The organism is Microbacterium maritypicum MF109 (assembly GCF_000455825.1).
Lineage (GTDB): Bacteria > Actinomycetota > Actinomycetes > Actinomycetales > Microbacteriaceae > Microbacterium > Microbacterium maritypicum_A.
Window position 1 is genome coordinate 23,975 of record NZ_ATAO01000112.1, and the last position, 23,602, is coordinate 47,576.

Consider the following 23,602-nt stretch of genomic DNA (forward strand, 5'->3'; position numbering starts at 1 on the left):
GCCGCGGTCAGCGCGGCATCTGCGCGGCGAGGCGCACGTCGGTCGAGATCTCCCGTCGGGTCCAGGCGAAGAGATGGCGGGAGTCGAATGTGCGCGAGCACCGGGCGCACGATGTCGGTCTCGTCGGGCGGCGGTGCCGGTAGGTGACGTGACCTGCGGGGCAGCTGCCCACCCAGGGAGCGAGCTCCTCGGCCGTCTCACCGTGGTGGGTGGTTCCCCCGACGTAGCCGAGATCACGGGCGACGCGCTTCCACGCGGGACCATGCGCAGCGGCGTGACCGGCGAGGGCGTGCGCGACCTCATGCAGCAGCACCTGATGGATGTCGTCGTCTTCGAAGCGTGCGGCGAGATAGCGGGACACGGTGATGCGCTTCTTCGTGTAGTCGCACTGCCCGGCCCGCCGCTTGGCGTTGTCGAAGCCGAACGACCAGCTGTCGTCGAGGTGCAGCGTGATCAGTGCTTCGCCCCAGACGCGCACACGGTCGAGTTCCGCCATGCGATCAGGCTAAGCCATGCCGCCGACATCGCGGTGGCACGAAGACTCAGCCCGCGATGAGCTGCGGCGGGCGGCGCCGCTCGACAGCCTCGATGGCCAGGAGCGCCGTCTCGAGCTCGCGGTCTTCCGCACCCGACTCACGCCGGAGGAACAACGACTGCTTGAAGCTCTCCCTGGCGGTCTCGTAGTCGCCTGCGTCGTAGGCGTTCTTGCCGTGGTGCTGGTACGCGAACGCGGCGATCGACAGCCAGCGCTGCCCCTCCGCCTCGGTCGCGCAGGTCGAGAGCTCCTGTTCGGCTGCGGCGTGCGCGCCCCGATACTGCAGGATCGTGGCGTGCAGCACGCGGGCGCGCAGAACGTCCTTCCGGGTGCCGGCCATGCGCGCCTGACGCACCGTCTCATCGGCCAGCGCGAGCGCCTCGTCGAGGCGGTCGAGCACTTTCAGCAGCCACACGCGCTCCAGCAGAGCGGGCAGACTGCGCTGCGAATCGATCTCCGCGAGTCGTGCCTCGCACTCATCGAGATCGACCTTCTCGCGGAGGGTGTCCTGGTCGTATCCCCGGATCAAACTCATTGCTCTCCTTCCGCAGCGTCCCCCACCAGTCTGCCTTCCGGTGACGGGGTCGTCGGGGCGGCGCGCCCTGGTCTCCGCATCCTCTCTGCGACACACGGCGCCCCGGCGCTGCTGTCACCGATCGTGCCTCTCCTCGGACGCCGGAGACGCTCGTGGCTCAGCGCAGGAAGAGCGAGGCGTCGGGTCGCGGGGAGGCGATGGCGTCGGCGTCGGTCACGATCCGCGCCCCGTGGAGGAAGGCGTCCGCCTCGGCGCCCTGCGCGATCTTCGCGGGGTGGGGACCGGCGGCCAGGATGCGCGGCAGCCATTCCGTCGGCAGGGGAGCGGCCGAGGCCGCGACGACGAGGTTGCCGAACCGCCGGCCCTTGAGCACCTGTGTGTCGGCGAGGATGCCGATCTCGGGGAGCACGTCTGCGATGGTCGCGGCCTGTCGGCGGGCGAAGGCGAGACCGGGGCCGTCGGCGACGTTGACGAGGAGCACGCCGCCGGGCGCGAGCAGCTCCGCGAGCTCACGGTAGAACTCGACGCTGGTGAGGTGGGCGGGCGTCTGGGCTCCGGAGTACACGTCGGAGACGACGAGGTCGCAGCTGGCCTGCAGTCCGCTCGGCAGCTTCGCCACGCCTTCGCGGGCATCGCCGATCCTGATCCGGATCGGCGCGCCCTTCGGCAGGGGAAGGTGCTCCCGCACCAGCTGAGCCAGCGGGGCCTCGAGCTCGATCACCTGCTGGCGCGAACCGGGACGCGTGCTCTCGATATAGCGCGGGATCGTCAGGGCGCCGGCTCCGAGGTGCACGGCGGTCAGCGGGCCGGGCGGCAGCTGGTCGATCACCGCCCCCATGCGCACGATGTACTCGAAGTGCAGGTGCGTCGGGTCGTCCAGATCGACGTGCGACTGCGGCGTGCCGTCGACGATCAGCTCGAAGCCGCTCGTGAACTCCGACGGGATGATGCTGGCGATTCCGCCGTGATCCAACCGGACCTGGGGATGCTCGGTGTCGCGCGATCTCGTCCGGCCCATGGGCACGAGCCTACGCGCTGGCGATGCGGCTCAGCGCTGCTTGCCGTTCGCGCACGTCTCCTGCTCCGCCGTCTGGCCGGAGATGGCCGAGTCGAGCGTCGCACGGGGCGCCGGGGCGTCGGTCGCCGGGGCGTCGGTGGTCGGGGCGTCGGTGGTCGGAGGGTCGGTCGCGGGAACCTCGGGGGCGGTTCCCGGCGCGGGCTCCACGAGCTCGACGCCTCCGTTGTTGCTGACGTCCCCGGTGAGCTGCACGGGCTGCCCGGCCTTCAACGCGTCCCAGATGCTGGCCGCGGCGTCCCGGTTCGGGACGACGCGGTCGGAGTCGTCTGGATCGGCGAACACCGGATACTGCAGGAAGACGAATTCGGAGAACGGCACGTCCTTGATCGAGAGGGCGAGCTGTGCGAGTCGGACGGGGTTGCCCAACTCGTCGCTGGGGTCGATGTTGTCGACGATCGTGTCAGCGAGCCCGAGCACCTTCCCCGGGTCGGAGAGCACCTCGTCGCTCATGATCTTCTTCACCAGGCGCGACATGTACTGCTGCTGGTTCGACACGCGCGCCATGTCGCTCTCGTCACCCACGCCGTGCCGTGTGCGGATGAACTGCAGTGCCTCGTAGCCGGAGACCGTGCGCAGTCCCGGCTCCCAGTCGATCGACGTGTGCTCGTCGCGGATGCCCTCGCCGCCGATGCACACCTCGACCCCGCCGATGGCGTCGGTGACCTCCATCACCCCGTCGAAGTCGATCTTCGCGGCGAAGGGGATCTCGATGCCGGTGAGCTCGGTGACGCTCTTCGCCACACACGACATCCCGGCGTTCTGATAGATCGAGTTGATCTGCGACTTGCTCGTCTCCGAGGCGACTGATCCGTCTTCCCTGGTGCACTCGGGTGTGGGGATCATGAGGTCGCGCGGGAGCGAGACGACCGTGACGTTGCGGGGCTCGGCCGACACGTGCACGAGCAGGTTCACGTCGTTGAGGATCCCCCCGTCGGCCTCCGAGCATCGCGCGGCGAGGAGCCCTGTCGACACCTCACCGCACTCGTCGGTCCCGATGATGAGCATGCTGAACTCGCCGGGGTACGCGCTGATCGAGGGCGGCTCGACCTCGGGCGCCCCTTCCAGGGTGACGGCGCCCTCATTGAAGCGGTTGAAGTAGTCGGTCACGACGAAGGCAGCGACCGCGATCGCGGAGACGAGCACGATGCCCAGGGTGATGCCGGCGATCTTCAGGATTCCTCTGGCGGGCCGGCGGGAGGGGAGCGTCGCGTGGCGGGCGACCGTCGAACGGTCCTTGTCAGGGGTGCGGCGAACCATCCGGGGAGCCTACCGGGAGAAGCTGATGTTACGGCCGCATGACGATTGTGAGAGGAACTTGCAGGTAATTAGTTAGTCGTGGATACTTTTTCCTAACCCCCGGTGAGTACCCGATGCTTGCCAGGACTTTTCAAAGAGGAGATCCCCGCAATGCACAAGCGCATTCTCTCGGCCGTGGCGCTCGGCGCCGTGGCCACGCTCGCCCTCGCCGGTTGCGCCGGCGGCAGCGACACCGGCTCCACCGACGGCAAGGGTCAGGAACTCACCGTCTGGATCATGAAGGGCACGAACCCCGATGCCTCCGCCTTCTACGACAAGGTGTCCGACGCCTTCGAGAAGGAGACCGGCGCGACGGTCAAGATCGAGGAGATCCAGTGGGCTGACGCCCACGACCGCTTCGTGACCTCCATCGCCGGCGACACGACCCCCGACATCGCCGAGACCGGCACCACCTGGACCGCCGAGTTCGCCGACGCTGGTGCGCTCGAGCCGCTCGACGAGTACGTCGATGCCGAGAAGGGCCTCCGCGACGACCTCGTCGAGGGCCTCGAGGTCGCCGGCACCTACGACGGCGAGCTGTACGGCATGCCGTGGTACGCGGGCGTCCGCTCGCTCGTCTACCGCGCCGACGTGTTCGAGGAGCTCGGACTCGAGGCTCCGAAGACGTGGGACGACATCGTGGCTGCGGGCGACGCCATCAAGGCCGCCAAGCCCGACATGCTCCCCTTCCCGGTCCCGGGCGACGCCGAATTCCAGGTCTACCCCTGGGTCTGGGGCGCCGGCGGCGAGATCGCGACGAAGGACGGCAAGACCTGGACCAGCGAGCTGGACAGCACGGAGTCGCAGGCCGGCATCGAGTTCTACACCGGCCTGGCCACCGAGCACGGCTTCTCCTCCGCGGGTGCGACCACCTGGAAGGAGACCGACCTCCGTGACGCGTTCACCCAGGGCAACGTCGCCATGATGCTCTCGGGTTCGTGGACGCCGAAGTCGCTCGTCGAGGCGAACCCCGACCTCGAGGGCAAGATCGGCGCGGCCGTCATCCCGGGCGAAGACGGTGGCATCGCTCCGTCCGTGCTCGGCGGATCGCACCTCTCGGTCTTCAACACGACCAAGAACGCCGACCTGGCGTGGGAGTTCGTCAAGCTCATGACCACCGGCGAGTTCGCCGAGCAGTGGTCGAACGAGACCGGCTACTTCCCGGGCGTCCAGTCCGCGATGGAAGAGGCACTGGCCTCGACCGACCCGCTGGTCGCACCGTTCGCCGAGCAGATGGTCGACGGCGGAGCATCCGTTCCGGTCACCCCGAACTTCGGCGCCGTGCAGGCGAAGAAGACGACCAACTCCATGATCCAGGCCATCCTCAGCGGACAGAAGGACGTCGCGACCGCGACGAAGGACGCCGCCGCCGAGATGACCGAACTCCTCAACCAGAAGTAAGGAAGCATCCCTTCCATGTCGATGGTGCAAGCGCCACTGCCGGCCACGAAGGCGGAGTCCACCTCCGCCTCCGTGGCCGGCGGCCGGAAGCGACGCGGTCTCTCGATCGTCGCGGCCCGCCCCTGGCTCCTTCTCGCGCCCGGGCTGGCCATCCTCGCGGTGCTCATGCTCTGGCCGCTCGTCCAGGTGTTCATCTACTCGCTGCAGGACTACGGTCTGCGCGAGATCAACACCGGTGAGAACAACTGGATCGGTCTCGACAACTACGTCGAGGCGCTCACCAACCCGACCCTCTGGACGGTGGTGCTGCCCAACACCGTCGGGTTCGCCGCCGTGGCCGTATTCGTCACGGTCGCCGTCGGCACGCTCGTCGCACTCCTGCTCGCACGCCTCGGCACCACCTGGCGCGTCATCGTCTCCAGCTGCATCATGGTCGCCTGGGCGATGCCCGCCGTGACCGGAACCTATGTCTGGACCTTCATCTTCGACGCCGACCGCGGCATCTTCAACACGGTGCTGCGTGACCTCGGTCTCATGGACGACCCGGTGAACTGGTTCACCAACCAGTGGTCGTTCTACGCCATCGTGCTCCTCAACGTGGTGCACCACGGCTTCCCGTTCGTCGCCATCACGGTGCTGGCCGGCCTGCTCGGTGTCTCGAAGGAGATGCTCGAGGCCGCCGCTCTCGACGGTGCCGGCGCCTGGCGTCGATTCTGGAAGATCATCTTCCCCACGCTCAAGCCCGTCTTCTCGGTCGTGATCATCCTGTCGACCATCTGGGACTTCAAGGTCTTCGCGCAGGTGTACCTGATGCCCGGCGGTGGGGGTGGCAACCGTCAGGTGCTCAACCTCGGCGTCTGGTCGTATGTGGAGTCCTTCGGCCAGAACCGCTATGGCTTCGGTGCGGCGCTCGCCGTGCTGCTCACGCTGGTGCTGATCGGCATCACGATCGTCTACATCCGCTCCCTCATGAAGGAGGACGAGCTGTGAACCCGCGCCCGAGGCTCCGCTCCCGCATCGGAATCGGGATCGCGGTCGCCGCCGTCCTGATCTTCACGCTGTTCCCCGTCTACTGGATGGTCTCCAGCGCATTCGACGGCAAGGCGTCCAGCGGTGGCCAGTCACTGCTCCCGCAGGAGTTCACGTGGGACAACTTCGCCTTCGTGCTCACCGACGGCGGATTCGGCACCTACCTGCGCAACTCGGCGATCGTGGCGCTCGTCACGGTCCTCGTGAGCGCGCTCGTGTGCCTGCTCGCCGCGGTCGCGGTCGCGCGCTTCAAGTTCAAGTTCCGCACCACGATCCTGATGATGATCCTGATCGTGCAGATGGTGCCGCTCGAGGCGCTCGTCATCCCGCTCTTCCTCCAGGTGAAGAGCCTCGGTCTGCTCAACAGCATCCTCGGCCTGATGGTCGTGTACGTCGCACTGTCGCTCGCGTTCGGCATCTGGATGCTCCGCGGCTTCGTCGCCGCCGTCCCGGTCGAGCTCGAGGAGGCCGCGTACATCGACGGCGCGAGCTGGTGGCGCATGTTCCGATCGGTGCTGCTGCCGCTGGTGATGCCCGGCCTCGTGGCGACCAGCATCTTCAGCTTCATCACCGCGTGGAACGAGTTCATCTTCGCGATGACCATCCTGGGCGCGCAGACCGACCAGTACACGGTCTCCATCGGTCTGAAGTCGTTCTTCGGCCTGCACTCCAACGACTGGGGCAGCATCATGGCCGCGTCGACGATCATCACCGTGCCCGTCATGATCTTCTTCGTGCTGGTGCAGCGCAAGCTCGCCTCCGGCATGGTGGCGGGAGCGGTGAAGGGATGACCGACGACCTCGAACGCCTCGCGAACGGCGTGCTGTGGCCGGGCTTCTTCGGCACGGAAGCCCCGGAGTGGCTCCGCGACGAGCTGCGCGACGGACTGGCCGGGGTCGTGTACTTCGGTCAGAACGTCGGCGCGGGTCTTCCCGCCCTCAGCGCCGCGATCCTCGACGCGAACCCCGACGCCCTGATCGGCATCGACGAGGAGGGCGGCAGCGTCACCCGGCTCGAGTCCGCCACGGGCTCGACGGTTCCGGGTGCCGCCCAGCTCGGTCTGCTCGACGACCTCGTCGCGTCGGAGAAGACCGGCGCCGAACTCGCGCGTCGGGTGCGCGCCGTCGGGGCCAACGTGGTGCTCGGTCCGGTCGCCGACGTCAACACCGATCCTCGCAACCCGGTGATCGGCGTGCGGGCCTTCGGCGCTGACGAGGCGCTCGTCTCACGGCACGTGGTGGCGACGATCGACGGCATCCAGGACGGGGCGGTGGCCGCCTGCGTCAAGCATTTCCCGGGCCACGGCGACACCCACATGGACTCGCACCACGCGCTCCCCGAGATCACTCTGGATCTCGACGAGTTCGAACGGGTGCACCTCGAACCGTTCCGCGCTGCGGTCGATGCCGGCGTCGACGCGGTCATGACCGCGCACATCGTGGTTCCGGCGTGGGGCGAGCAGCCCGCCACCCTCAACCCGCGCGTGCTCGGCATGCTGCGCGACTGGGGCTACGACGGCGTCATCATCACGGACGCCCTCGACATGGCCGCGATTCGTGAGACGGTCGGACTCGGCGGGGGAGCAGCCCAGGCGCTCGCTGCCGGCGCAGACCTCCTCTGCATCGGCAACCCGACGAATCCGGGCGATGCCGCTCTTCCCGACCAGGACGAGCAGGACTTCCGCGCCGCCAGAGACGGGATCGTCGCCGCGCTGCGCGACGGTTCGCTCTCGCGGGCGCGTGTCGAGGAGGCGGCAGCCAGGGTCGCATCCCTCGCCGCCAGGCTCCGCGTCGCTGCGGAGCAGACGCACGAGCCGATCGAGCCCTTCGACGCGGCGGAGATCGTGCGCCGCGTGGTGACCGTCTCCGGCGACGCCCCGCAGGCGACGTCCGAACTCGCCGTCATCGACGCACGTCGACGCTCGACGCTCGCCGTCGACAGCGCGGGGTCGTACGTCGCGAGTGCGCTGGCCGGAGATGGCCTGCGGGTGCGCCTCGACGTGGCATCCGCCCCGGTCTCCGAACAGGACCGCGTGATCGACGAGGTCTCCGCAGCCGCAGGCACGACGGTGCTGCTGATCGATCGTCCCGACACGGACGCCGCGCAGCGTGCACTCGTCGAGCGTGCCGCTGTGCGTGATCCTCGTGCGGTGGTCGTCAACGTCGGCCTCCCCACGGCGAATCCGCTGCCGCTGCCGACGATCGAGGTCGCCGCAGCCAGTAGGCTCGGTGCGCAGACGGCGCGTGAAGCACTCCTGGGGCGGTTCCCGGTGCAGCAGAGGATGACCAGCGCCGGCTGAGACGGGATTCCCTCCATGGACGACGACGTTCTCGCTCGGGTGCGGCGCTCACTTCCCAAGGTGAGCGCCGCCGAAGCGCGCGTCGCGGAGACGATCCTGGGAGACCCGACACTCGTCGTCGACCTGGCGATCAACGATCTCGCCCAGCTCTGCCGCACGTCGCTGTCGACGGTCGCCCGGTACGCCCAGGCGCTCGGATACAGCGGGTACCGGGAGCTCAGGGTCGCAGTCGCCCGCGCGGTCACCCTGGAACAGGCGCAGCAGGCCCGGTTCGGTCTGGACACCACGGCGATCGATCCCGACGACGGTCCAGCGGCGATCGCCGCCAAGCTCGCTGCGCAGGAGATCGACGCCATCGAGAAGACCGCCCTGGCGCTCGACCCCCTCGCCCTCGATCGGGTCGCCCGCGCCGTGGTCGACGCGCGGCACATCGACCTCTTCGGTCAGGCGGCGTCGTCGCTGACGGCGCAGGACCTGCAATTGAAGCTGTCACGTATCGGATGCTCCGTGTCGCACTCGGCGGACCCGCATCTCGCGGTCACGACGGCTTCGCTGCGGACTGCCGACGATGTGGCGATCGCGTTCTCCCACGGCGGAGAGACCGCGGAGACGCTGCGTGCCCTCGAAGTCGCGCGCGATGCCGGAGCCCTCACCGTGGCGGTCACCAGCGCACCGGACTCGCCGCTGGCGCTCGCAGCCGATGTCGTGCTGCTCACGCACGCGCACGAATCGCCGTTCCGGATGGCCGCGATGTCGAGCCGCATCGCTCAGCTCGCGCTCGTCGACGTGCTGTTCGTGCGTGTCGTGCAGCACCGCGGCGAACCGGTTGCGGTCTCGCTTCAGCGGACCCACGACGCCGTTCCCACACGACGCCGCACCTGATGATCGGTATCCGCCTCGTCGGGCGGAGGCCGCTGCGTGAGGCGGAGTTGTGGGCGTAGCTGTTCCTCCCCGCGGGGATCTCTCCGTCCGCGGCGACGCGCCTCAGTCCACGTGATCGCGCGTGCTCACCAGGGCACGCGTCGCGATGCGGTGCCCTCGGGCGACGCTCCCCGCCAGCGACAGGCCGGTGAGGATCCCGGCGAGGAAGCCGGCCGCGAAGGCATCTCCGGCCCCGATGGTCTCCACCACGGGTGCGTCCAGCGCGTCGCTCTCGGCGGTCTCCGTGCGGTCGAACGCCACGGCCCCGCTCGAATCGGTGACGAGCAGATACCGCGGCTCAGGGAAGAGTGCTCGCAGCTGCTGCGGATCGCTCGTCCCGAACACGGCTTCCGCGTCGGGCCTGGTGCAGAACACGACGTCGGCCCGGCGTGCGAAGTCGGAGACGATCCTCCTGCCCTCCGCCTCGCGGCCGCGCCAGAGCGCCGGTCGCCAGTTCAGGTCGAAGCTGAGCAGCCGGTCGGATCGTCGATCCGCGAACAGGGCCTCCTGGGCCGCGAGCGCCGAGGCAGAGAGCGCCGGCGTGATGCCCGAGGTATGCACGAGTGCGGCATCGGCGAGGAGGGCGGATGCCGCCGGTGTGGTCAGCGTCTGCGGTGAGAGGGCTGCGGCGGCGGAGCCGGCACGGTAATAGTGCATGGTGCCGTCGACCGCTCCGTCGTCACGGGCCGAGAGTTCTTTCACGTAGAGGCCGGTGGGCGCGTCGCCGTCGACTTCGACCGCGGAGGCGTCGACGTCATGGGCGTGCAACTCGGCGAGGAGGAAGCGTCCGAATCCGTCGTCGCCCACACGGGAGAGGACCGAGGTGCGAATGCCCGCCGAGGCCAGGGCGATCGCGGTGTTCCACTCGGCGCCCGCGAGGGAGCGGTGGAAGGTCCGGCAGTCCTCGAGCGGACCGGCGGTGGCGGCGACGAGGGCGACCATGCCCTCGCCGAAGCAGACGGCGAGCGGGGTGGTGTCTGGCACGATCTGGACACTACCGGATCGGTGCGGGCTGCGCCGATATCGGATTGCAACATGGATGCGTTTGGCATCTGAGGATCTGCTGGGTACCGTCGAGTCATCACCGTCCCCGAGGCGAAGAAGCCTCGGGACGCGCAACGAAGCGCCCGACAGGGAAGGTCACACAATGCACCAATCAGTCAAGCGTCGGCGAGGACTCATCGCCGTAACCGGAGCCACGATCGCTGCGCTCGCCCTCGCGGGCTGTGTCGCCAGCGAGCGTGGTGACGAAGGGTCTGAAGGTTCCGGCGACGTCGACGGCACGTTCGTCTTCGCCGCCTCCTCCGACCCGGCGAGTCTCGACCCCGCCTTCGCGCAGGACGGCGAGAGCTTCCGCGTCTCGCGTCAGATCTTCGAAGGTCTCGTCGGCACCGAGCCCGGTACCGCCGACCCGGCACCGCTCCTCGCCGAGTCGTGGGAGTCGTCCGAGGACGGCATGTCCCATACCTTCGAGCTGAAGAAAGACGTCACGTTCCAGGACGGCACGCCGTTCAACGCCGAGGCCGTCTGCGTGAACTTCGACCGCTGGTTCAACTGGACAGGGCTCGCCGCGTCCGAGGCCTTCGGCTACTACTACAACAAGCTCTTCAAGGGGTACGCCTCGAACGCGGCGGATGCCGTGTACAAGTCCTGCACCCCCGACGGCGAGAACTCGGTCACGATCGAGCTGAACAAGCCGTTCGCCGGCTTCGTCGCCTCGCTCTCGCTGCCGGCCTTCGCCATGCAGAGCCCCTCGGCGATGCAGGAGTTCGGCGCGGATGAGGTCAGCGGCTCCGCCGAGGCCCCGCAGCTCTCCGAGTATGCGATGGGTCACCCCGTCGGCACCGGGCCCTACGCCTTCGAGGAATGGGCACCGGGCGAGCAGGTCACGCTCAAGTCCTATGACGGGTACTGGGGAGACAAGGGACAGGTCGACGAGATCATCTTCCGCACGATCGACGACCCGACCGCTCGCCGCCAGGCGCTCGAGTCCGGATCGATCGACGGCTACGACCTGGTCGGCCCCGCTGATACCAAGGCGCTCGAGGACGACGGCTTCACCATGGTGTCGCGTCCGCCGTTCACGATCCTCTACCTCGCCTTCAACCAGGCGGTCCCGGAGCTGCAGGACCCGAAGGTCCGTGAGGCCCTCTCGTACGCGGTCGACAAGGATGCGCTGATCAGCCAGGTGCTGCCGGAGGGCACGCAGAAGGCGATCGAGTTCGTGCCCGAGGTCGTCAACGGCTACAACCCCGATGTCACGACCTACGACTACGACCCCGAGAAGGCGAAGTCGCTGCTGGCCGAGGCGGGCTACACCGAGGCGAACCCGTTGAAGCTCACCTTCAACTACCCGGTCAACGTCTCGCGTCCCTACATGCCGGACCCCGAGCAGATCTTCACGGTGCTGTCGTCCCAGCTCTCCGAGGTCGGCGTCGAGACCACCCCGGTCTCGGAGGAGTGGGTCGAGTACCTCGACCGCACCACCGGCACCTCGGACCACGGCATCCATCTGCTCGGTTGGACCGGCGACTACAACGACACCGACAACTTCGTCGGCGTCTTCTTCGGCCAGCAGAGCTCCGAGTGGGGCTTCGACAACCCCGAGCTGTTCCAGAAGTTGAACGAGGCGCGCGGCGTCTCCAACCTCGAGGACCAGACGGCGCTCTACGAGGAGATCAACGAGATGGTCGCCCAGTTCATCCCGGGCGTCCCGCTCGCGCACCCGGCGCCGACCCTGGCGTTCGACCCGCGCGTGAAGAGCTATCCCGCCAGCCCGGTGAACGACGAGGTCTTCACGGACATCGTCCTCACCAAGTAGGCCTGACCACCTGATACGACGCTCTCCCGGTCCCGCGCATTCAGCGGGACCGGGGGAACGGCGTACCTTCTGATCGACGGAGATCTTCGTGCTGCGCACCATCGGCAGGCGACTGCTGTTCCTCATCCCCACCCTGTTCGGGCTCAGCATCCTGCTGTTCGCCTGGGTCAGGGCCCTCCCCGGCGGCCCCGCGGTCGCCCTGCTCGGCGAGAAGGCCACACCCGAGGCCGTCGCGAGAGTCAACGAGCTCTACGGCTTCGACAAGCCCCTCATCGAGCAGTACTTCATCTGGATCGGACGCCTCCTGCAGGGAGACTTCGGCACCTCCATCCAGACCAACCGACCGGTGACGGAGGAGTTCCTCCGCCGGTTCCCCGCGACGCTGGAGCTGAGCGTCATGGCGCTCATCTTCGCGGTGGGCATCGGCATCCCGCTGGGGTACTGGGCCGCCCGCCGCCACGGGAAGTTCACCGACCACGCGTCGGTGGTGCTGAGCCTGATCGGCATCACCATCCCGGTGTTCTTCCTCGCGTTCATCCTGAAGTACGTCTTCGCGGTGCAATTGGGATGGCTGCCGTCGGACGGGCGCCAGAATCCACGAATAGACGCGACCCATCCCACCGGGTTCTATGTGTGGGACGGCATCATCACCGGCGAGTTCGATGCCGCATGGGATGCGATCCTGCACCTGATCCTCCCGGCGCTCGCGCTCGGCACCATCCCGCTCGCGATCATCGTCCGCATCACCAGGGCCAGCGTCCTGGAAGTGCAGAACGCCGACTACGTGCGCACCGGCCGCGCGAAGGGTGTCGGATCGCCGACGTTGCGGAACCGCTTCATCCTGCGCAACGCCATGCTCCCGGTGATCACCACGATCGGCCTGCAGACCGGGCTCCTGATCTCGGGGGCGGTGCTCACCGAGACGGTGTTCGCCTTCCCCGGAATCGGCTCGTTCCTGGCGAGAGCGATCTTCACCAGGGACTTCCCGGTCCTCCAGGGTTTCATCATCTTCATCGCGATCGCGTACGCGCTGATCAACCTGGCGGTCGATGTCTCCTACAGCTTCATCGACCCGAGAGTGAGGGTGCAGTGATGTCCCTCCCCATCGTCCGAAAGGAGGCGGTCGCATGACCATCGCGCTCCCGCCCGCCCAGGGCCCCTCCGCGGAGAGCGGCGGCAGCATCGACACCGTCGCCATCGCCCAGGCCGATCTGAAGAACGGCTCCGGCGGCTTCTGGCGGGACGTGTTCCGCCGCCTCCGCCGAAACCCGACGGCATGGATCGGCGCGGCCATCGTGGTGGCGTTCCTGCTCATCGCCGCGCTCGCGCCCCTGATCGCTCCCTACCCGGAGACGGCGCTGCCGGGTGCGAAGTACATCACGCCGACCTACATCCCGGGACCGGGGGAGCTGCCGCAGTTCCCGCTGGGCCTCGACCGCTTCGGCGGCGACGTGCTGTCCAAGCTCATCTGGGGCGCGCAGGCGTCTCTTATGATCGGGGTCATCTCCACGGCGATGGGCCTGGTCGGCGGCATGATCCTCGGCCTGCTCGCCGGCACGTTCGGCGGCTGGGTCGACACGCTCATCATGCGCATCGTCGACATCATCCTCTCGGTGCCGAACCTGCTGCTGGCGGTGTCGATCGCCGCGATCCTCGGGCAGACCCCGTTCGCCATCATGATCGCGATCGGGGCCTCCCAGGTGCCGATCTTCGCCCGGCTGCTGCGCGCCTCCATGCTGCAGCAGCGCTCCAGCGACTACGTGCTCTCGGCGCAGACGCTCGGTCTGGGTCGCGGCAAGATCACCATGTCGCACGTGCTGCCGAACGCGATCGGACCCGTGATCGTTCAGGGCACCCTGACGCTCGCCACCGCGGTCATCGATGCGGCGGCGCTGTCGTTCCTCGGCCTCGGCGGCGGACGGCCCGAGACGGCGGAGTGGGGGCGCATGCTCACCTACGCGCAGGCCGAGCTCGCCATCGCGCCCTGGCTCGCCTTCCTCCCCGGTATCTGCATCGCCGTCACGGCGCTCGGCTTCACCCTGCTGGGTGAAGCGCTGCGCGAGGCGATGGACCCCCGGACGAGGGCGCGATGAACGCGCGGGACGACGGTGCCGTGAGCGCCGCGAAGGAGAAGCAGATGTCGACCGAACCGTTGCTGTCGGTCCAGGGACTGGCCGTGGACTTCGCCACCATGGACGGCGTCGTGCACGCCGTCGAAGGCGTCGACCTCGAGATCCGTCCCGGCGAGACCGTCGCGATCGTGGGGGAGTCCGGCTCGGGCAAGTCCACCACCGCGATGGCCATCATCGGACTGCTCGCCGGGGGAGGCCGGATCGCGTCCGGCAGCATCCGGCTCGACGGCAAGGAGATCTCGCGGTCACCCGAGCACGAACTGCGCACGATCCGCGGTCGTGACATCGGTCTCGTGCCGCAGGACCCGATGTCGAACCTGAACCCGGTGGCGAAGATCGGCACGCAGGTGGCGGAGACGCTGCTCGCGCATGGCCTCGCCACCCGACAGAACGTGCAGGCGAAGGTGGTCGAGGCGCTGACCGCCGCGGGCCTTCCCGATCCGGCGCGGCGGGCGAAGCAGTACCCGCACGAGTTCTCCGGCGGCATGCGCCAGCGTGCGCTCATCGCGATCGGTCTGGCGTGCAAGCCGCGACTGCTGATCGCCGACGAGCCCACCAGCGCGCTCGACGTCACGGTGCAGCAGACGATCCTCGATCAGATCGGGCAGATGACGCGCGAGCTGGGCACGGCGGTGCTGCTCATCACGCACGACCTGGGCCTCGCCGCCGAGCGTGCGGAGCGGGTGATCGTGATGCACCGCGGCAAGGTGGTGGAGCAGGGCGATGCGCGCCAGATCCTGGAGGACCCGCAGCATCCGTACACGCAGTCGCTCGTGAAGGCGGCCCCGTCCGTCGCGGCGGCACGCCTGCGACCCGAGGCCTTCCGGACCCGGGAACGGGCGGCCGATGCCGTCGCTGCTGCCGATGCCGTCGTCGAGGCGGCCCCCGCGGACAACATCGTCGAGATCGAGAATCTCACCAAGGTGTACCCGGTGCGGGGCCGCGGCGAGGATTTCGTGGCCGTCGACGACGTGTCGCTGGTGATCCCGCGCGGGGAGACGGTCGCGATCGTGGGCGAGTCGGGTTCCGGCAAGACCACGACCGCGCGGATGCTGCTGAAGGTGATCGAGCCGACGAGCGGGCTGATCCGCTACGAGGGCAAGGACATCGCGTCGCTGAGCCGGGCGGAGACGAAGGAGTTCCGGCAGCAGGTGCAGCCGATCTTCCAGGATCCGTACTCGAGCCTGAACCCGATGTTCACGATCGAGCGCCTGATCGCCGAGCCGCTGGAGTTCTACAAGCGGGGGAGCGGCGCCGATCGGCGCAAGCGCGTGCGGCAGCTGCTCGACGACGTGGCCCTGCCGCAGTCGATGCTGCGGCGGTATCCGTCCGAGCTGTCCGGCGGCCAGCGACAGCGTGTCGCGATCGCACGGGCTCTCGCCCTCTCGCCGGATCTGATCGTCTGCGACGAGCCGGTGTCGGCGCTGGACGTGCTGGTGCAAGACCAGATCCTGAAGCTGCTCGGCGACCTGCAGCGGGAGTACGGCCTGAGCTACCTGTTCATCTCGCACGACCTCGCGGTGGTGCGGCTGATCAGCGACTACGTGTGCGTCATGAAGGACGGCAGGCTCGTGGAGGCGGCGACGTCGGAGGAGATCTTCACGAATCCCCGTGACCCGTACACGCGGCGTCTGCTGGCGTCGATCCCCGGCAACGAGCTGGGCATCGCGTCCTGAGATCACCTCCTCCGATCGCCGGGCCGCATGTGTTCCGGTCCGGCGATCGGAGACTCATACCGCAGCTTCCGAGATTGGTCAAGGACTGCGCTTGCCATGTCGCATAATCGTGCGTATAGTTAGTAGTTGCGCTCGTTTCTCCCTGCCCTCATATGGTGGTCGGCATCTGTCGAGTTCCCGGGCGCACACTCCACCTGACGACAAAGGAATCGAGAAGCCCTGCGGGGCTCACGGAGGTTATTCCCTTGGCTGCTGCTCGCAACGCATCCACATCCACCACCACCAAGAACGGACGCGGAGCTTCCCGTCTTTCGTTCGCCAAGATCTCCGACACGCTGACGGTCCCTGACCTTCTCGCCCTGCAGACCGAGTCCTTCGGTTGGCTGGTCGGCAACGACGCCTGGAAGGCGCGCGTGGCCGAGGCCAAGAAGCAGGGTCGCACCGACGTCAACGAGAACAGCGGTCTGGGCGAGATCTTCGAGGAGATCTCTCCGATCGAGGACCTCGGCGAGACGATGCAGCTGTCGTTCACGAACCCCTACCTCGAGCCGGAGAAGTACTCGATCGAGGAGTGCAAGGAGCGTGGCAAGACCTACGCCGCTCCGCTGTACGTCGAGGCCGAGTTCATGAACCACCTCACGGGTGAGATCAAGACCCAGACGGTCTTCATGGGCGACTTCCCGCTGCAGACCGACAAGGGCACGTTCATCATCAACGGCTCCGAGCGCGTCGTCGTGTCGCAGCTCGTGCGTTCGCCGGGTGTCTACTTCGACAAGACCCCCGACAAGACGTCCGACAAGGACATCGTGTCGGCGCGCGTCATCCCGAGCCGTGGTGCATGGCTCGAGTTCGAGATCGACAAGCGCGACCAGGTGGGCGTGCGCGTCGACCGCAAGCGCAAGCAGTCGGTCACCGTCTTCCTCAAGGCACTGGGCATGACCAGCGAGGAGATCCTCGCCGAGTTCGCCGGCTACACCTCGATCGAGGAGACGCTCGCGAAGGACACGATCGTCACCAAGGAAGATGCGCTCCGCGACATCTACCGCAAGCTCCGTCCGGGCGAGCAGGTCGCCGCCGAGGCCGCCCGCGCGCTCCTGGACAACTTCTACTTCAACCCGAAGCGCTACGACCTGGCCAAGGTCGGTCGTTACAAGATCAACCACAAGCTGGGCCTGGACCAGCCGCTGACCTCCTCGGTGCTGACCGTCGAGGACATCGTGGCCACGATCAAGTACCTGGTGCGCCTGCACGCCGGCACCGAGGAGACCTTCACGGGCATCCGCGGCGGCAAGAAGGCCGAGATCCGTCTCGCGACCGACGACATCGACAACTTCGGCAACCGTCGCATCCGCGCGGTCGGCGAGCTGATCCAGAACCAGGTCCGCACCGGTCTGTCCCGCATGGAGCGCGTCGTCCGCGAGCGCATGACCACGCAGGACATCGAGGCGATCACCCCGCAGACCCTGATCAACGTGCGCCCCGTCGTCGCCGCGATCAAGGAGTTCTTCGGAACGTCGCAGCTGTCGCAGTTCATGGACCAGAACAACCCGCTCGCCGGTCTGACGAACAAGCGTCGTCTCTCCGCGCTGGGCCCGGGTGGTCTCTCCCGTGACCGCGCCGGCGTCGAGGTCCGTGACGTCCACCCCTCGCACTACGGCCGCATGTGCCCGATCGAGACGCCTGAAGGCCCGAACATCGGTCTGATCGGTGCTCTCGCGACCTTCGCGCGCATCAACTCGTTCGGTTTCATCGAGACCCCGTACCGCAAGGTCGAGGGTGGCGTCGTCACCGAGCACATCGACTACCTCACGGCTTCCGAAGAGGTCGACTTCAACATCGCGCAGGCCAACGCCCCGCTCGATGCCAAGGGTCGCTTCATCGAGAGCCACGTGCTGGCCCGCCCCAAGGGCGGCAGCGGCGAGGTCGACATGTTCCTCCCGGAGGACATCGGCTACATCGACGTCTCCCCGCGCCAGATGGTGTCGGTCGCGACCTCGCTCGTGCCGTTCCTCGAGCACGACGACGCACAGCGCGCCCTCATGGGTGCCAACATGCAGCGTCAGGCTGTGCCGCTGCTGCGCAGCGACTCGCCGCTCGTCGGAACCGGTATGGAGGGCTACACGGCCATCGACGCCGGTGACGTGCTCACCGCCGACAAGGCCGGTGTCGTCTCCGAGGTCTCCGCAGACCGCGTCGTCGTCATGCTCGACGAGGGCGGGACGCAGGAGTACCACCTCCGCAAGTTCGACCGCTCCAACCAGGGCACGTCGTACAACCAGAAGGTCGTCGTCAACGCCGGTGAGCGCGTCGAGGTCGGAGAGGTCATCGCCGATGGCCCCGCCACCGAGAACGGCGAGCTGGCCCTCGGAAAGAACCTCCTCGTCGCCTTCATGACGTGGGAGGGTTACAACTTCGAGGACGCGATCATCCTGAGCCAGGACCTGGTGAAGGACGACACCCTCTCCTCGATCCACATCGAGGAGTACGAGGTCGATGCCCGCGACACCAAGCTCGGCAAGGAGGAGATCACTCGTGACCTCCCCAACGTCAGCCCGGAGCTGCTGAAGGACCTCGACGAGCGCGGCATCATCCGCATCGGCGCCGAGGTCCGCCCCGGCGACATCCTCGTCGGAAAGGTCACGCCGAAGGGTGAGACCGAGCTGTCGGCCGAGGAGCGTCTGCTCCGCGCGATCTTCAACGAGAAGAGCCGCGAGGTCCGCGACACGTCCCTGAAGGTGCCTCACGGCGAGCAGGGCACGATCATCGCGGTCAAGGAGTTCAACGCCGAGGACGGCGACGACGAGCTCGGCTCCGGCGTCAACCGCCGCGTCGTGGTCTACATCGCCCAGAAGCGCAAGATCACCGAGGGTGACAAGCTCGCCGGCCGTCACGGCAACAAGGGTGTCATCGCGAAGATCCTCCCGATCGAGGACATGCCGTTCATGGCGGACGGCACCCCGGTCGACATCGTCCTGAACCCGCTCGGCATCCCCGGTCGAATGAACTTCGGCCAGGTCCTCGAGACCCACCTCGGGTGGATCGCGAAGCAGGGCTGGAAGGTCGAAGGCACTCCGGAGTGGGCAGCCCGTCTGCCGGAGCAGGCATTCGAGGCCGCTCCCGGCACGAAGGTCGCCACCCCGGTGTTCGACGGTGCGAGCGAGGAGGAGATCGCCGGTCTCCTCGACGCGACCATCCCGACGCGCGACGGTGTCCGTCTGATCGACTCCAGCGGAAAGGCCCAGATGTTCGACGGCCGCTCCGGCGAGCCGTTCCCGGCCCCGATCTCGGTCGGCTACATGTACATCCTGAAGCTGCACCACCTGGTCGACGACAAGATCCACGCACGTTCCACGGGTCCGTACTCGATGATCACCCAGCAGCCGCTCGGTGGTAAGGCGCAGTTCGGTGGACAGCGCTTCGGTGAGATGGAGGTGTGGGCCCTCGAGGCCTACGGCGCCGCATACGCGCTCCAGGAGCTCCTCACGATCAAGTCCGACGACATCCTCGGCCGCGTCAAGGTGTACGAGGCGATCGTCAAGGGCGAGAACATCCAGGAGCCCGGCATCCCCGAGTCCTTCAAGGTGCTCATGAAGGAGATGCAGTCGCTCTGCCTGAACGTCGAGGTCCTCTCGGCCGACGGCACGCTGGTGAACCTCCGCGACACCGACGATGAGGCGTTCCGCGCCGCAGAAGAGCTCGGTATCAACATCTCCAGCCGCTTCGAGGCCGCCTCGATCGACGAGATCTAATCCTTCGGGGGCCCGGGACACGCGTTCCGGGCCCACCGAAGCAGACTTCTCAAAAAGAATTTCCGACACAGGAGAACTAGTGCTCGAGTCCACAACTTTCGATGAGCTTCGCATCGGCCTGGCGACCGCAGACCACATCCGCGCGTGGTCCTACGGCGAGGTCAAGAAGCCCGAAACCATCAACTACCGCACCCTGAAGCCGGAGAAGGATGGTCTCTTCGGAGAGCAGATCTTCGGCCCGTCCCGCGACTGGGAGTGCGCCTGCGGCAAGTACAAGCGCGTCCGCTTCAAGGGCATCGTCTGCGAGCGCTGCGGCGTGGAGGTCACCAAGAGCTCCGTCCGTCGTGAGCGCATGGGTCACATCGAGCTCGCCGCTCCCGTCACCCACATCTGGTACTTCAAGGGCGTGCCCTCGCGTCTGGGCTACCTGCTCGACATGGCGCCGAAGGACCTCGAGAAGGTCATCTACTTCGCCGCCTACATGGTCATCTCGGTCGACGAGGAAGCTCGTCACCGCGACCTGGGCACGCAGGAGAACAACATCCGCCTCGAGCTGAAGACGCTCGGCGACCGCCGCGATGCCAAGATCGCGGAGCGCCTGGCCAAACTGGAGGAGGAGCTCGCTGCCCTCGAGGCAGAGGGTGCCAAGGCCGACGCCAAGAAGAAGGTCAAGGACGCCGCCGAGAAGGAGATGTCGCTCATCCGCAAGGGTGCCGACGAGGCGATCCTGAAGCTGGAGCGCGTGTGGGAGGACTTCCGCACCCTCGAGGTCGGTGCTCTGCGCCCGGAGGACGACGTCTTCCACGAGCTGCAGGACCGCTTCGGCCAGTACTTCGAGGCCTACATGGGCGCCGAGTCGATCCAGCGTCGCCTCGCGGCGTTCGACCTCGTCGCCGAGGCGGAGAACCTGCGTCTGCAGATCTCCGAGGGCAAGGGCCAGCGCAAGATCCGTGCGATCAAGCGCCTCAAGGTCGTCAGCTCGTTCCTCGAGACCGGCATGAGCCCGGCCGCGATGGTCCTCGACGTCGTCCCGGTGATCCCGCCGGAGCTGCGCCCGATGGTCCAGCTCGACGGTGGCCGCTTCGCGACCTCCGACCTGAACGACCTGTACCGCCGTGTGATCAACCGCAACAACCGTCTTCGTCGTCTGATCGACCTCGGTGCCCCCGAGATCATCGTCAACAACGAGAAGCGCATGCTGCAGGAGGCCGTCGACGCACTGTTCGACAACGGTCGCCGTGGTCGTCCCGTCACCGGTACCGGCAACCGTGCCCTGAAGTCCCTCAGCGACATGCTGAAGGGTAAGCAGGGTCGTTTCCGCCAGAACCTGCTCGGAAAGCGTGTCGACTACTCGGGCCGTTCGGTCATCATCGTCGGCCCGCAGCTGAAGCTGCACCAGTGCGGTCTGCCCAAGCAGATGGCTCTGGAGCTCTTCAAGCCGTTCGTGATCAAGCGCCTGATCGACCTCGGTCACTCGCAGAACATCAAGGCGGCCAAGCGCGCCGTCGAGCGCACCCGTCCTGAGGTCTGGGACGTGCTCGAGGAGATCATCCGCGAGCGTCCGGTGCTGCTCAACCGTGCACCCACCCTGCACCGTCTGGGCATCCAGGCGTTCGAGCCTCAGCTCGTCGAGGGCAAGGCCATCCAGCTGCACCCGCTCGTCTGCGCGGCGTTCAACGCCGACTTCGACGGCGACCAGATGGCTGTCCACCTGCCGCTGTCGGTCGAGGCTCAGGCCGAGGCCCGCGTGCTGATGCTCGCGTCGAACAACATCCTGAAGCCGTCTGACGGCCGTCCGGTCACCCTGCCTTCGCAGGACATGATCATCGGTCTGCACCACCTGACCACGGTCAAGGAGGGCGCAGCCGGTGAGGGCCGTGCGTTCGGTTCCGTGGGCGAGGCGATCCTGGCCAAGGACGAGGGTTCCCTCGACCTGCAGGCGAAGATCCGCATCCGCATCCCCGGTCTGACCTTCCTCGAGGGCGAAGCTCCCGAGGGCTACGAGCGTCACGGTCTCGTCGACGCCTCGCTGGGTCAGGCGATCTTCAACGACACGCTGCCCAAGGGCTACCCGTTCGTCCGCGAGCAGGCCGACAAGAACAAGCTGTCGCAGATCGTCAACAAGCTGGCCGAGGAGTACCCCAAGGTCGAGACGGCTGCCTCGCTGGACCGCATCAAGGACGCCGGTTTCTACTGGGCAACGCGCTCCGGTGTGACCGTCGCCCTCAGCGACATCCTCACCCCGCCGAACAAGGCGGAGATCGTCGCCGGCTACGAGAAGCAGGCCGCGAAGGTCCAGTCGCAGTACGAGAAGGGTCTGACGACCGACTCCGAGCGTCGCCAGGAGCTCATCAAGATCTGGACCGAGGCCACCGACGAGGTCCAGGCCGCCATGAAGGCGAACTTCCCCGAGGACAACACCATCAACCGCATGGTGTCGTCGGGTGCTCGTGGTAACTGGCTGCAGATCCGGAACATCGCCGGTATGCGTGGTCTGGTGAACAACCCCAAGGGTGAGATCATCCCGCGTCCGATCATCTCCTCGTACCGCGAGGGTCTGTCGGTTGCGGAGTACTTCATCGCGACGCACGGTACCCGCAAGGGTCTGGCCGACACCGCTCTGCGTACCGCCGACTCGGGTTACCTGACCCGTCGTCTGGTGGATGTCTCGCAGGACGTCATCATCCGCGAAGAGGACTGCGGCACGTCGAAGGGCCTCGAGCTCCCGATCGCCGCACCGAACTCGCAGGGTGAGCTCGTGCGCGACGCGAACGTCGAGAACTCGGTGTTCGCTCGTACGCTGGCCTCCGATGTCGTGAGCGAGTCGGGCGAGGTTCTCGCCTCGGCCGGTGACGACGTGGGTGACGTGCTGATCGACAAGCTCGTCGGGCTCGGTGTCGAGAGCATCAAGGTGCGCTCGGTCCTGACCTGCGACTCCGCCGTCGGTGTCTGCGCGCAGTGCTACGGCCGTTCGCTCGCGACCGGCAAGACCGTCGACATCGGCGAGGCCGTCGGCATCATCGCGGCCCAGTCGATCGGTGAGCCTGGTACCCAGCTGACGATGCGTACCTTCCACACGGGTGGTTCGGCATCGGCGGATGACATCACGCAGGGTCTTCCCCGTGTGCAGGAGCTCTTCGAGGCGCGTACCCCCAAGGGCGCGTCGCCGATCGCCGAGGCCGATGGCCGCATCGCGATCGACGAGACCGACAAGGGCAAGAAGGTCATCCTCACGCCCGACAGCGGTGACGAGCCGGTCATCTACCCGGTGCTGAAGCGCGCGACGCTTCTCGTCGAGGACGGGCAGCACGTCACGGTCGGTCAGCCGATCCTGGTGGGCACGCTCGACCCCAAGGAGATCATGCGTGTCATGGGTGCTCGCGAGGTGCAGCGTTACCTCGTCGGCGGCGTCCAGGGCGTGTACCGCTCGCAGGGTGTGCCGATCCACGACAAGCACATCGAGGTCATCGTCCGTCAGATGCTCCGCAAGGTCACCGTCGTCGATCACGCCGACACGACCCTGCTCCCGGGTGAGATGGTCGACCTCAAGCGCTACCAGTCGATCAACCGCGAGGCTGTGGCAGAGGGCAAGCGTCCCGCGTCCGGCCGTCCGGAGCTGATGGGTATCACGAAGGCGTCGCTCGCGACCGAATCGTGGCTGTCGGCCGCCTCCTTCCAGGAGACGACCCGCGTGCTCACCGAGGCTGCGATGCAGGGCAAGCGCGACCCGCTGGTCGGTCTCAAGGAGAACGTCATCATCGGTAAGCTCATCCCCGCCGGAACCGGTCTCTCGAAGTACCGCGACGTCACGGTCGAGGCCACCGAGGAAGCCAAGAGCGAGCGCTACCCGAACCGGATCTTCGCATCCGACGGTGCGTACGCCGACGGTGACTTCGGCTACGTCGACTTCGACGCGTTCTCGACGGACGACATCACCCCCGGTACTTACAACTGATCGAGGCGAGAGCCGCAGTACTGAGTACTGAATGACGCAGAAGGCCCCAGGCGACTCGCCTGGGGCCTTCTGCGTGCCCGGCGGTGTGCGACGTGGCGCGAGTGCACGGGAAGCTGCCGAGCGCACGGGTGACGTGTGTCGCCGAGCCGTGCACTCGTCGAGAAGCCGTGCAGTC

The 23,602-nt window shown here is 67.3% G+C and carries 16 protein-coding genes; 11 read left to right on the forward strand and 5 right to left on the reverse strand.

What is annotated here, in order from left to right:
* Positions 1 to 7 precede the first annotated feature (7 nt).
* The 4 genes from L687_RS27400 to L687_RS27415 all read right to left on the reverse strand — a co-directional run bounded on the left by L687_RS27400 (position 8) and on the right by L687_RS27415 (position 3,405).
* Positions 8 to 496, reverse strand: coding sequence for a SprT-like domain-containing protein (locus tag L687_RS27400; protein ID WP_021198998.1), 489 nt, complete (start codon positions 494 to 496; stop codon positions 8 to 10).
* Between the two features lie 46 nt (positions 497 to 542).
* A complete protein-coding gene (locus L687_RS27405) occupies positions 543 to 1,070 on the reverse strand; it encodes a hypothetical protein (protein ID WP_021198999.1) in 528 nt (175 codons plus the stop codon).
* Positions 1,071 to 1,227: 157 nt separating this feature from the next.
* On the reverse strand, positions 1,228 to 2,088 hold the full coding sequence (locus L687_RS27410; protein WP_021199000.1) for a spermidine synthase: 861 nt from the start codon (positions 2,086 to 2,088) through the stop codon (positions 1,228 to 1,230).
* Positions 2,089 to 2,118: 30 nt separating this feature from the next.
* A complete protein-coding gene (locus tag L687_RS27415) occupies positions 2,119 to 3,405 on the reverse strand; it encodes an LCP family protein (RefSeq protein ID WP_021199001.1) in 1,287 nt (428 codons plus the stop codon).
* A gap of 150 nt (positions 3,406 to 3,555) precedes the next feature.
* On the opposite strand from L687_RS27415, the gene L687_RS27420 reads away from it, so the two are divergent.
* Genes L687_RS27420 through L687_RS27440 form a run of 5 tightly spaced genes read left to right on the forward strand, consistent with a single transcriptional unit; the run spans position 3,556 to position 9,055 of the window.
* Positions 3,556 to 4,845, forward strand: coding sequence for a sugar ABC transporter substrate-binding protein (locus L687_RS27420; protein ID WP_021199002.1), 1,290 nt, complete (start codon positions 3,556 to 3,558; stop codon positions 4,843 to 4,845).
* Positions 4,846 to 4,860: 15 nt separating this feature from the next.
* Positions 4,861 to 5,835, forward strand: coding sequence for a carbohydrate ABC transporter permease (locus tag L687_RS27425; protein ID WP_021199003.1), 975 nt, complete (start codon positions 4,861 to 4,863; stop codon positions 5,833 to 5,835).
* Complete coding sequence (locus L687_RS27430; RefSeq protein WP_017828171.1) at positions 5,832 to 6,665, forward strand: carbohydrate ABC transporter permease; 834 nt, start codon at positions 5,832 to 5,834, stop codon at positions 6,663 to 6,665. Before L687_RS27425 ends, L687_RS27430 begins: the two co-directional genes overlap by 4 nt.
* A complete protein-coding gene (locus tag L687_RS27435) occupies positions 6,662 to 8,173 on the forward strand; it encodes a glycoside hydrolase family 3 N-terminal domain-containing protein (RefSeq protein WP_021199004.1) in 1,512 nt (503 codons plus the stop codon). Before L687_RS27430 ends, L687_RS27435 begins: the two co-directional genes overlap by 4 nt.
* A gap of 15 nt (positions 8,174 to 8,188) precedes the next feature.
* On the forward strand, positions 8,189 to 9,055 hold the full coding sequence (locus tag L687_RS27440; protein ID WP_021199005.1) for a MurR/RpiR family transcriptional regulator: 867 nt from the start codon (positions 8,189 to 8,191) through the stop codon (positions 9,053 to 9,055).
* A gap of 102 nt (positions 9,056 to 9,157) precedes the next feature.
* On the opposite strand, the gene L687_RS27445 is transcribed toward L687_RS27440, so the two are convergent.
* Positions 9,158 to 10,078 carry a sugar kinase gene (locus L687_RS27445; RefSeq protein ID WP_021199006.1) on the reverse strand — a complete coding sequence of 307 codons (921 nt, stop codon included), beginning with the start codon at positions 10,076 to 10,078 and terminating at the stop codon, positions 9,158 to 9,160.
* A gap of 163 nt (positions 10,079 to 10,241) precedes the next feature.
* On the opposite strand from L687_RS27445, the gene L687_RS27450 reads away from it, so the two are divergent.
* The 6 genes from L687_RS27450 (at position 10,242) to rpoC (ending at position 23,427) form a co-directional block, all read left to right on the forward strand.
* Entirely contained in the window at positions 10,242 to 11,915 is a 1,674-nt protein-coding gene (locus L687_RS27450; RefSeq protein ID WP_021199007.1) for an ABC transporter substrate-binding protein, read from the forward strand.
* Positions 11,916 to 12,003: 88 nt separating this feature from the next.
* Complete coding sequence (locus tag L687_RS27455) at positions 12,004 to 13,008, forward strand: ABC transporter permease (protein WP_017828176.1); 1,005 nt, start codon at positions 12,004 to 12,006, stop codon at positions 13,006 to 13,008.
* Positions 13,009 to 13,042: 34 nt separating this feature from the next.
* On the forward strand, positions 13,043 to 14,008 hold the full coding sequence (locus L687_RS27460) for an ABC transporter permease (RefSeq protein ID WP_021199008.1): 966 nt from the start codon (positions 13,043 to 13,045) through the stop codon (positions 14,006 to 14,008).
* Positions 14,005 to 15,723 (forward strand): ABC transporter ATP-binding protein, encoded by a 1,719-nt coding sequence (locus L687_RS27465; RefSeq protein ID WP_021199009.1) that lies wholly within the window; start codon positions 14,005 to 14,007, stop codon positions 15,721 to 15,723. Before L687_RS27460 ends, L687_RS27465 begins: the two co-directional genes overlap by 4 nt.
* Positions 15,724 to 15,968: 245 nt before the next feature.
* Positions 15,969 to 19,472, forward strand: a complete 3,504-nt coding sequence (gene rpoB, locus L687_RS27470) for a DNA-directed RNA polymerase subunit beta (RefSeq protein WP_021199010.1) — start codon at positions 15,969 to 15,971, stop codon at positions 19,470 to 19,472.
* A gap of 79 nt (positions 19,473 to 19,551) precedes the next feature.
* Positions 19,552 to 23,427 (forward strand): DNA-directed RNA polymerase subunit beta', encoded by a 3,876-nt coding sequence (gene rpoC / locus L687_RS27475; protein WP_021199011.1) that lies wholly within the window; start codon positions 19,552 to 19,554, stop codon positions 23,425 to 23,427.
* Positions 23,428 to 23,602 lie beyond the last annotated feature (175 nt).

What these genes read in the sequence shown, in the direction of transcription:
- L687_RS27400 (WP_021198998.1), bottom strand. Translation starts at nt 496, where the DNA reads ATGGCGGAACTCGACCGTGTGCGCGTCTGGGGCGAAGCACTGATCACG.
- L687_RS27405 (WP_021198999.1), bottom strand. Translation starts at nt 1,070, where the DNA reads ATGAGTTTGATCCGGGGATACGACCAGGACACCCTCCGCGAGAAGGTC.
- L687_RS27410 (WP_021199000.1), bottom strand. Translation starts at nt 2,088, where the DNA reads ATGGGCCGGACGAGATCGCGCGACACCGAGCATCCCCAGGTCCGGTTG.
- L687_RS27415 (WP_021199001.1), bottom strand. Translation starts at nt 3,405, where the DNA reads ATGGTTCGCCGCACCCCTGACAAGGACCGTTCGACGGTCGCCCGCCAC.
- L687_RS27420 (WP_021199002.1), top strand. Translation starts at nt 3,556, where the DNA reads ATGCACAAGCGCATTCTCTCGGCCGTGGCGCTCGGCGCCGTGGCCACG.
- L687_RS27425 (WP_021199003.1), top strand. Translation starts at nt 4,861, where the DNA reads ATGTCGATGGTGCAAGCGCCACTGCCGGCCACGAAGGCGGAGTCCACC.
- L687_RS27435 (WP_021199004.1), top strand. Translation starts at nt 6,662, where the DNA reads ATGACCGACGACCTCGAACGCCTCGCGAACGGCGTGCTGTGGCCGGGC.
- L687_RS27440 (WP_021199005.1), top strand. Translation starts at nt 8,189, where the DNA reads ATGGACGACGACGTTCTCGCTCGGGTGCGGCGCTCACTTCCCAAGGTG.
- L687_RS27450 (WP_021199007.1), top strand. Translation starts at nt 10,242, where the DNA reads ATGCACCAATCAGTCAAGCGTCGGCGAGGACTCATCGCCGTAACCGGA.
- L687_RS27460 (WP_021199008.1), top strand. Translation starts at nt 13,043, where the DNA reads ATGACCATCGCGCTCCCGCCCGCCCAGGGCCCCTCCGCGGAGAGCGGC.
- L687_RS27465 (WP_021199009.1), top strand. Translation starts at nt 14,005, where the DNA reads ATGAACGCGCGGGACGACGGTGCCGTGAGCGCCGCGAAGGAGAAGCAG.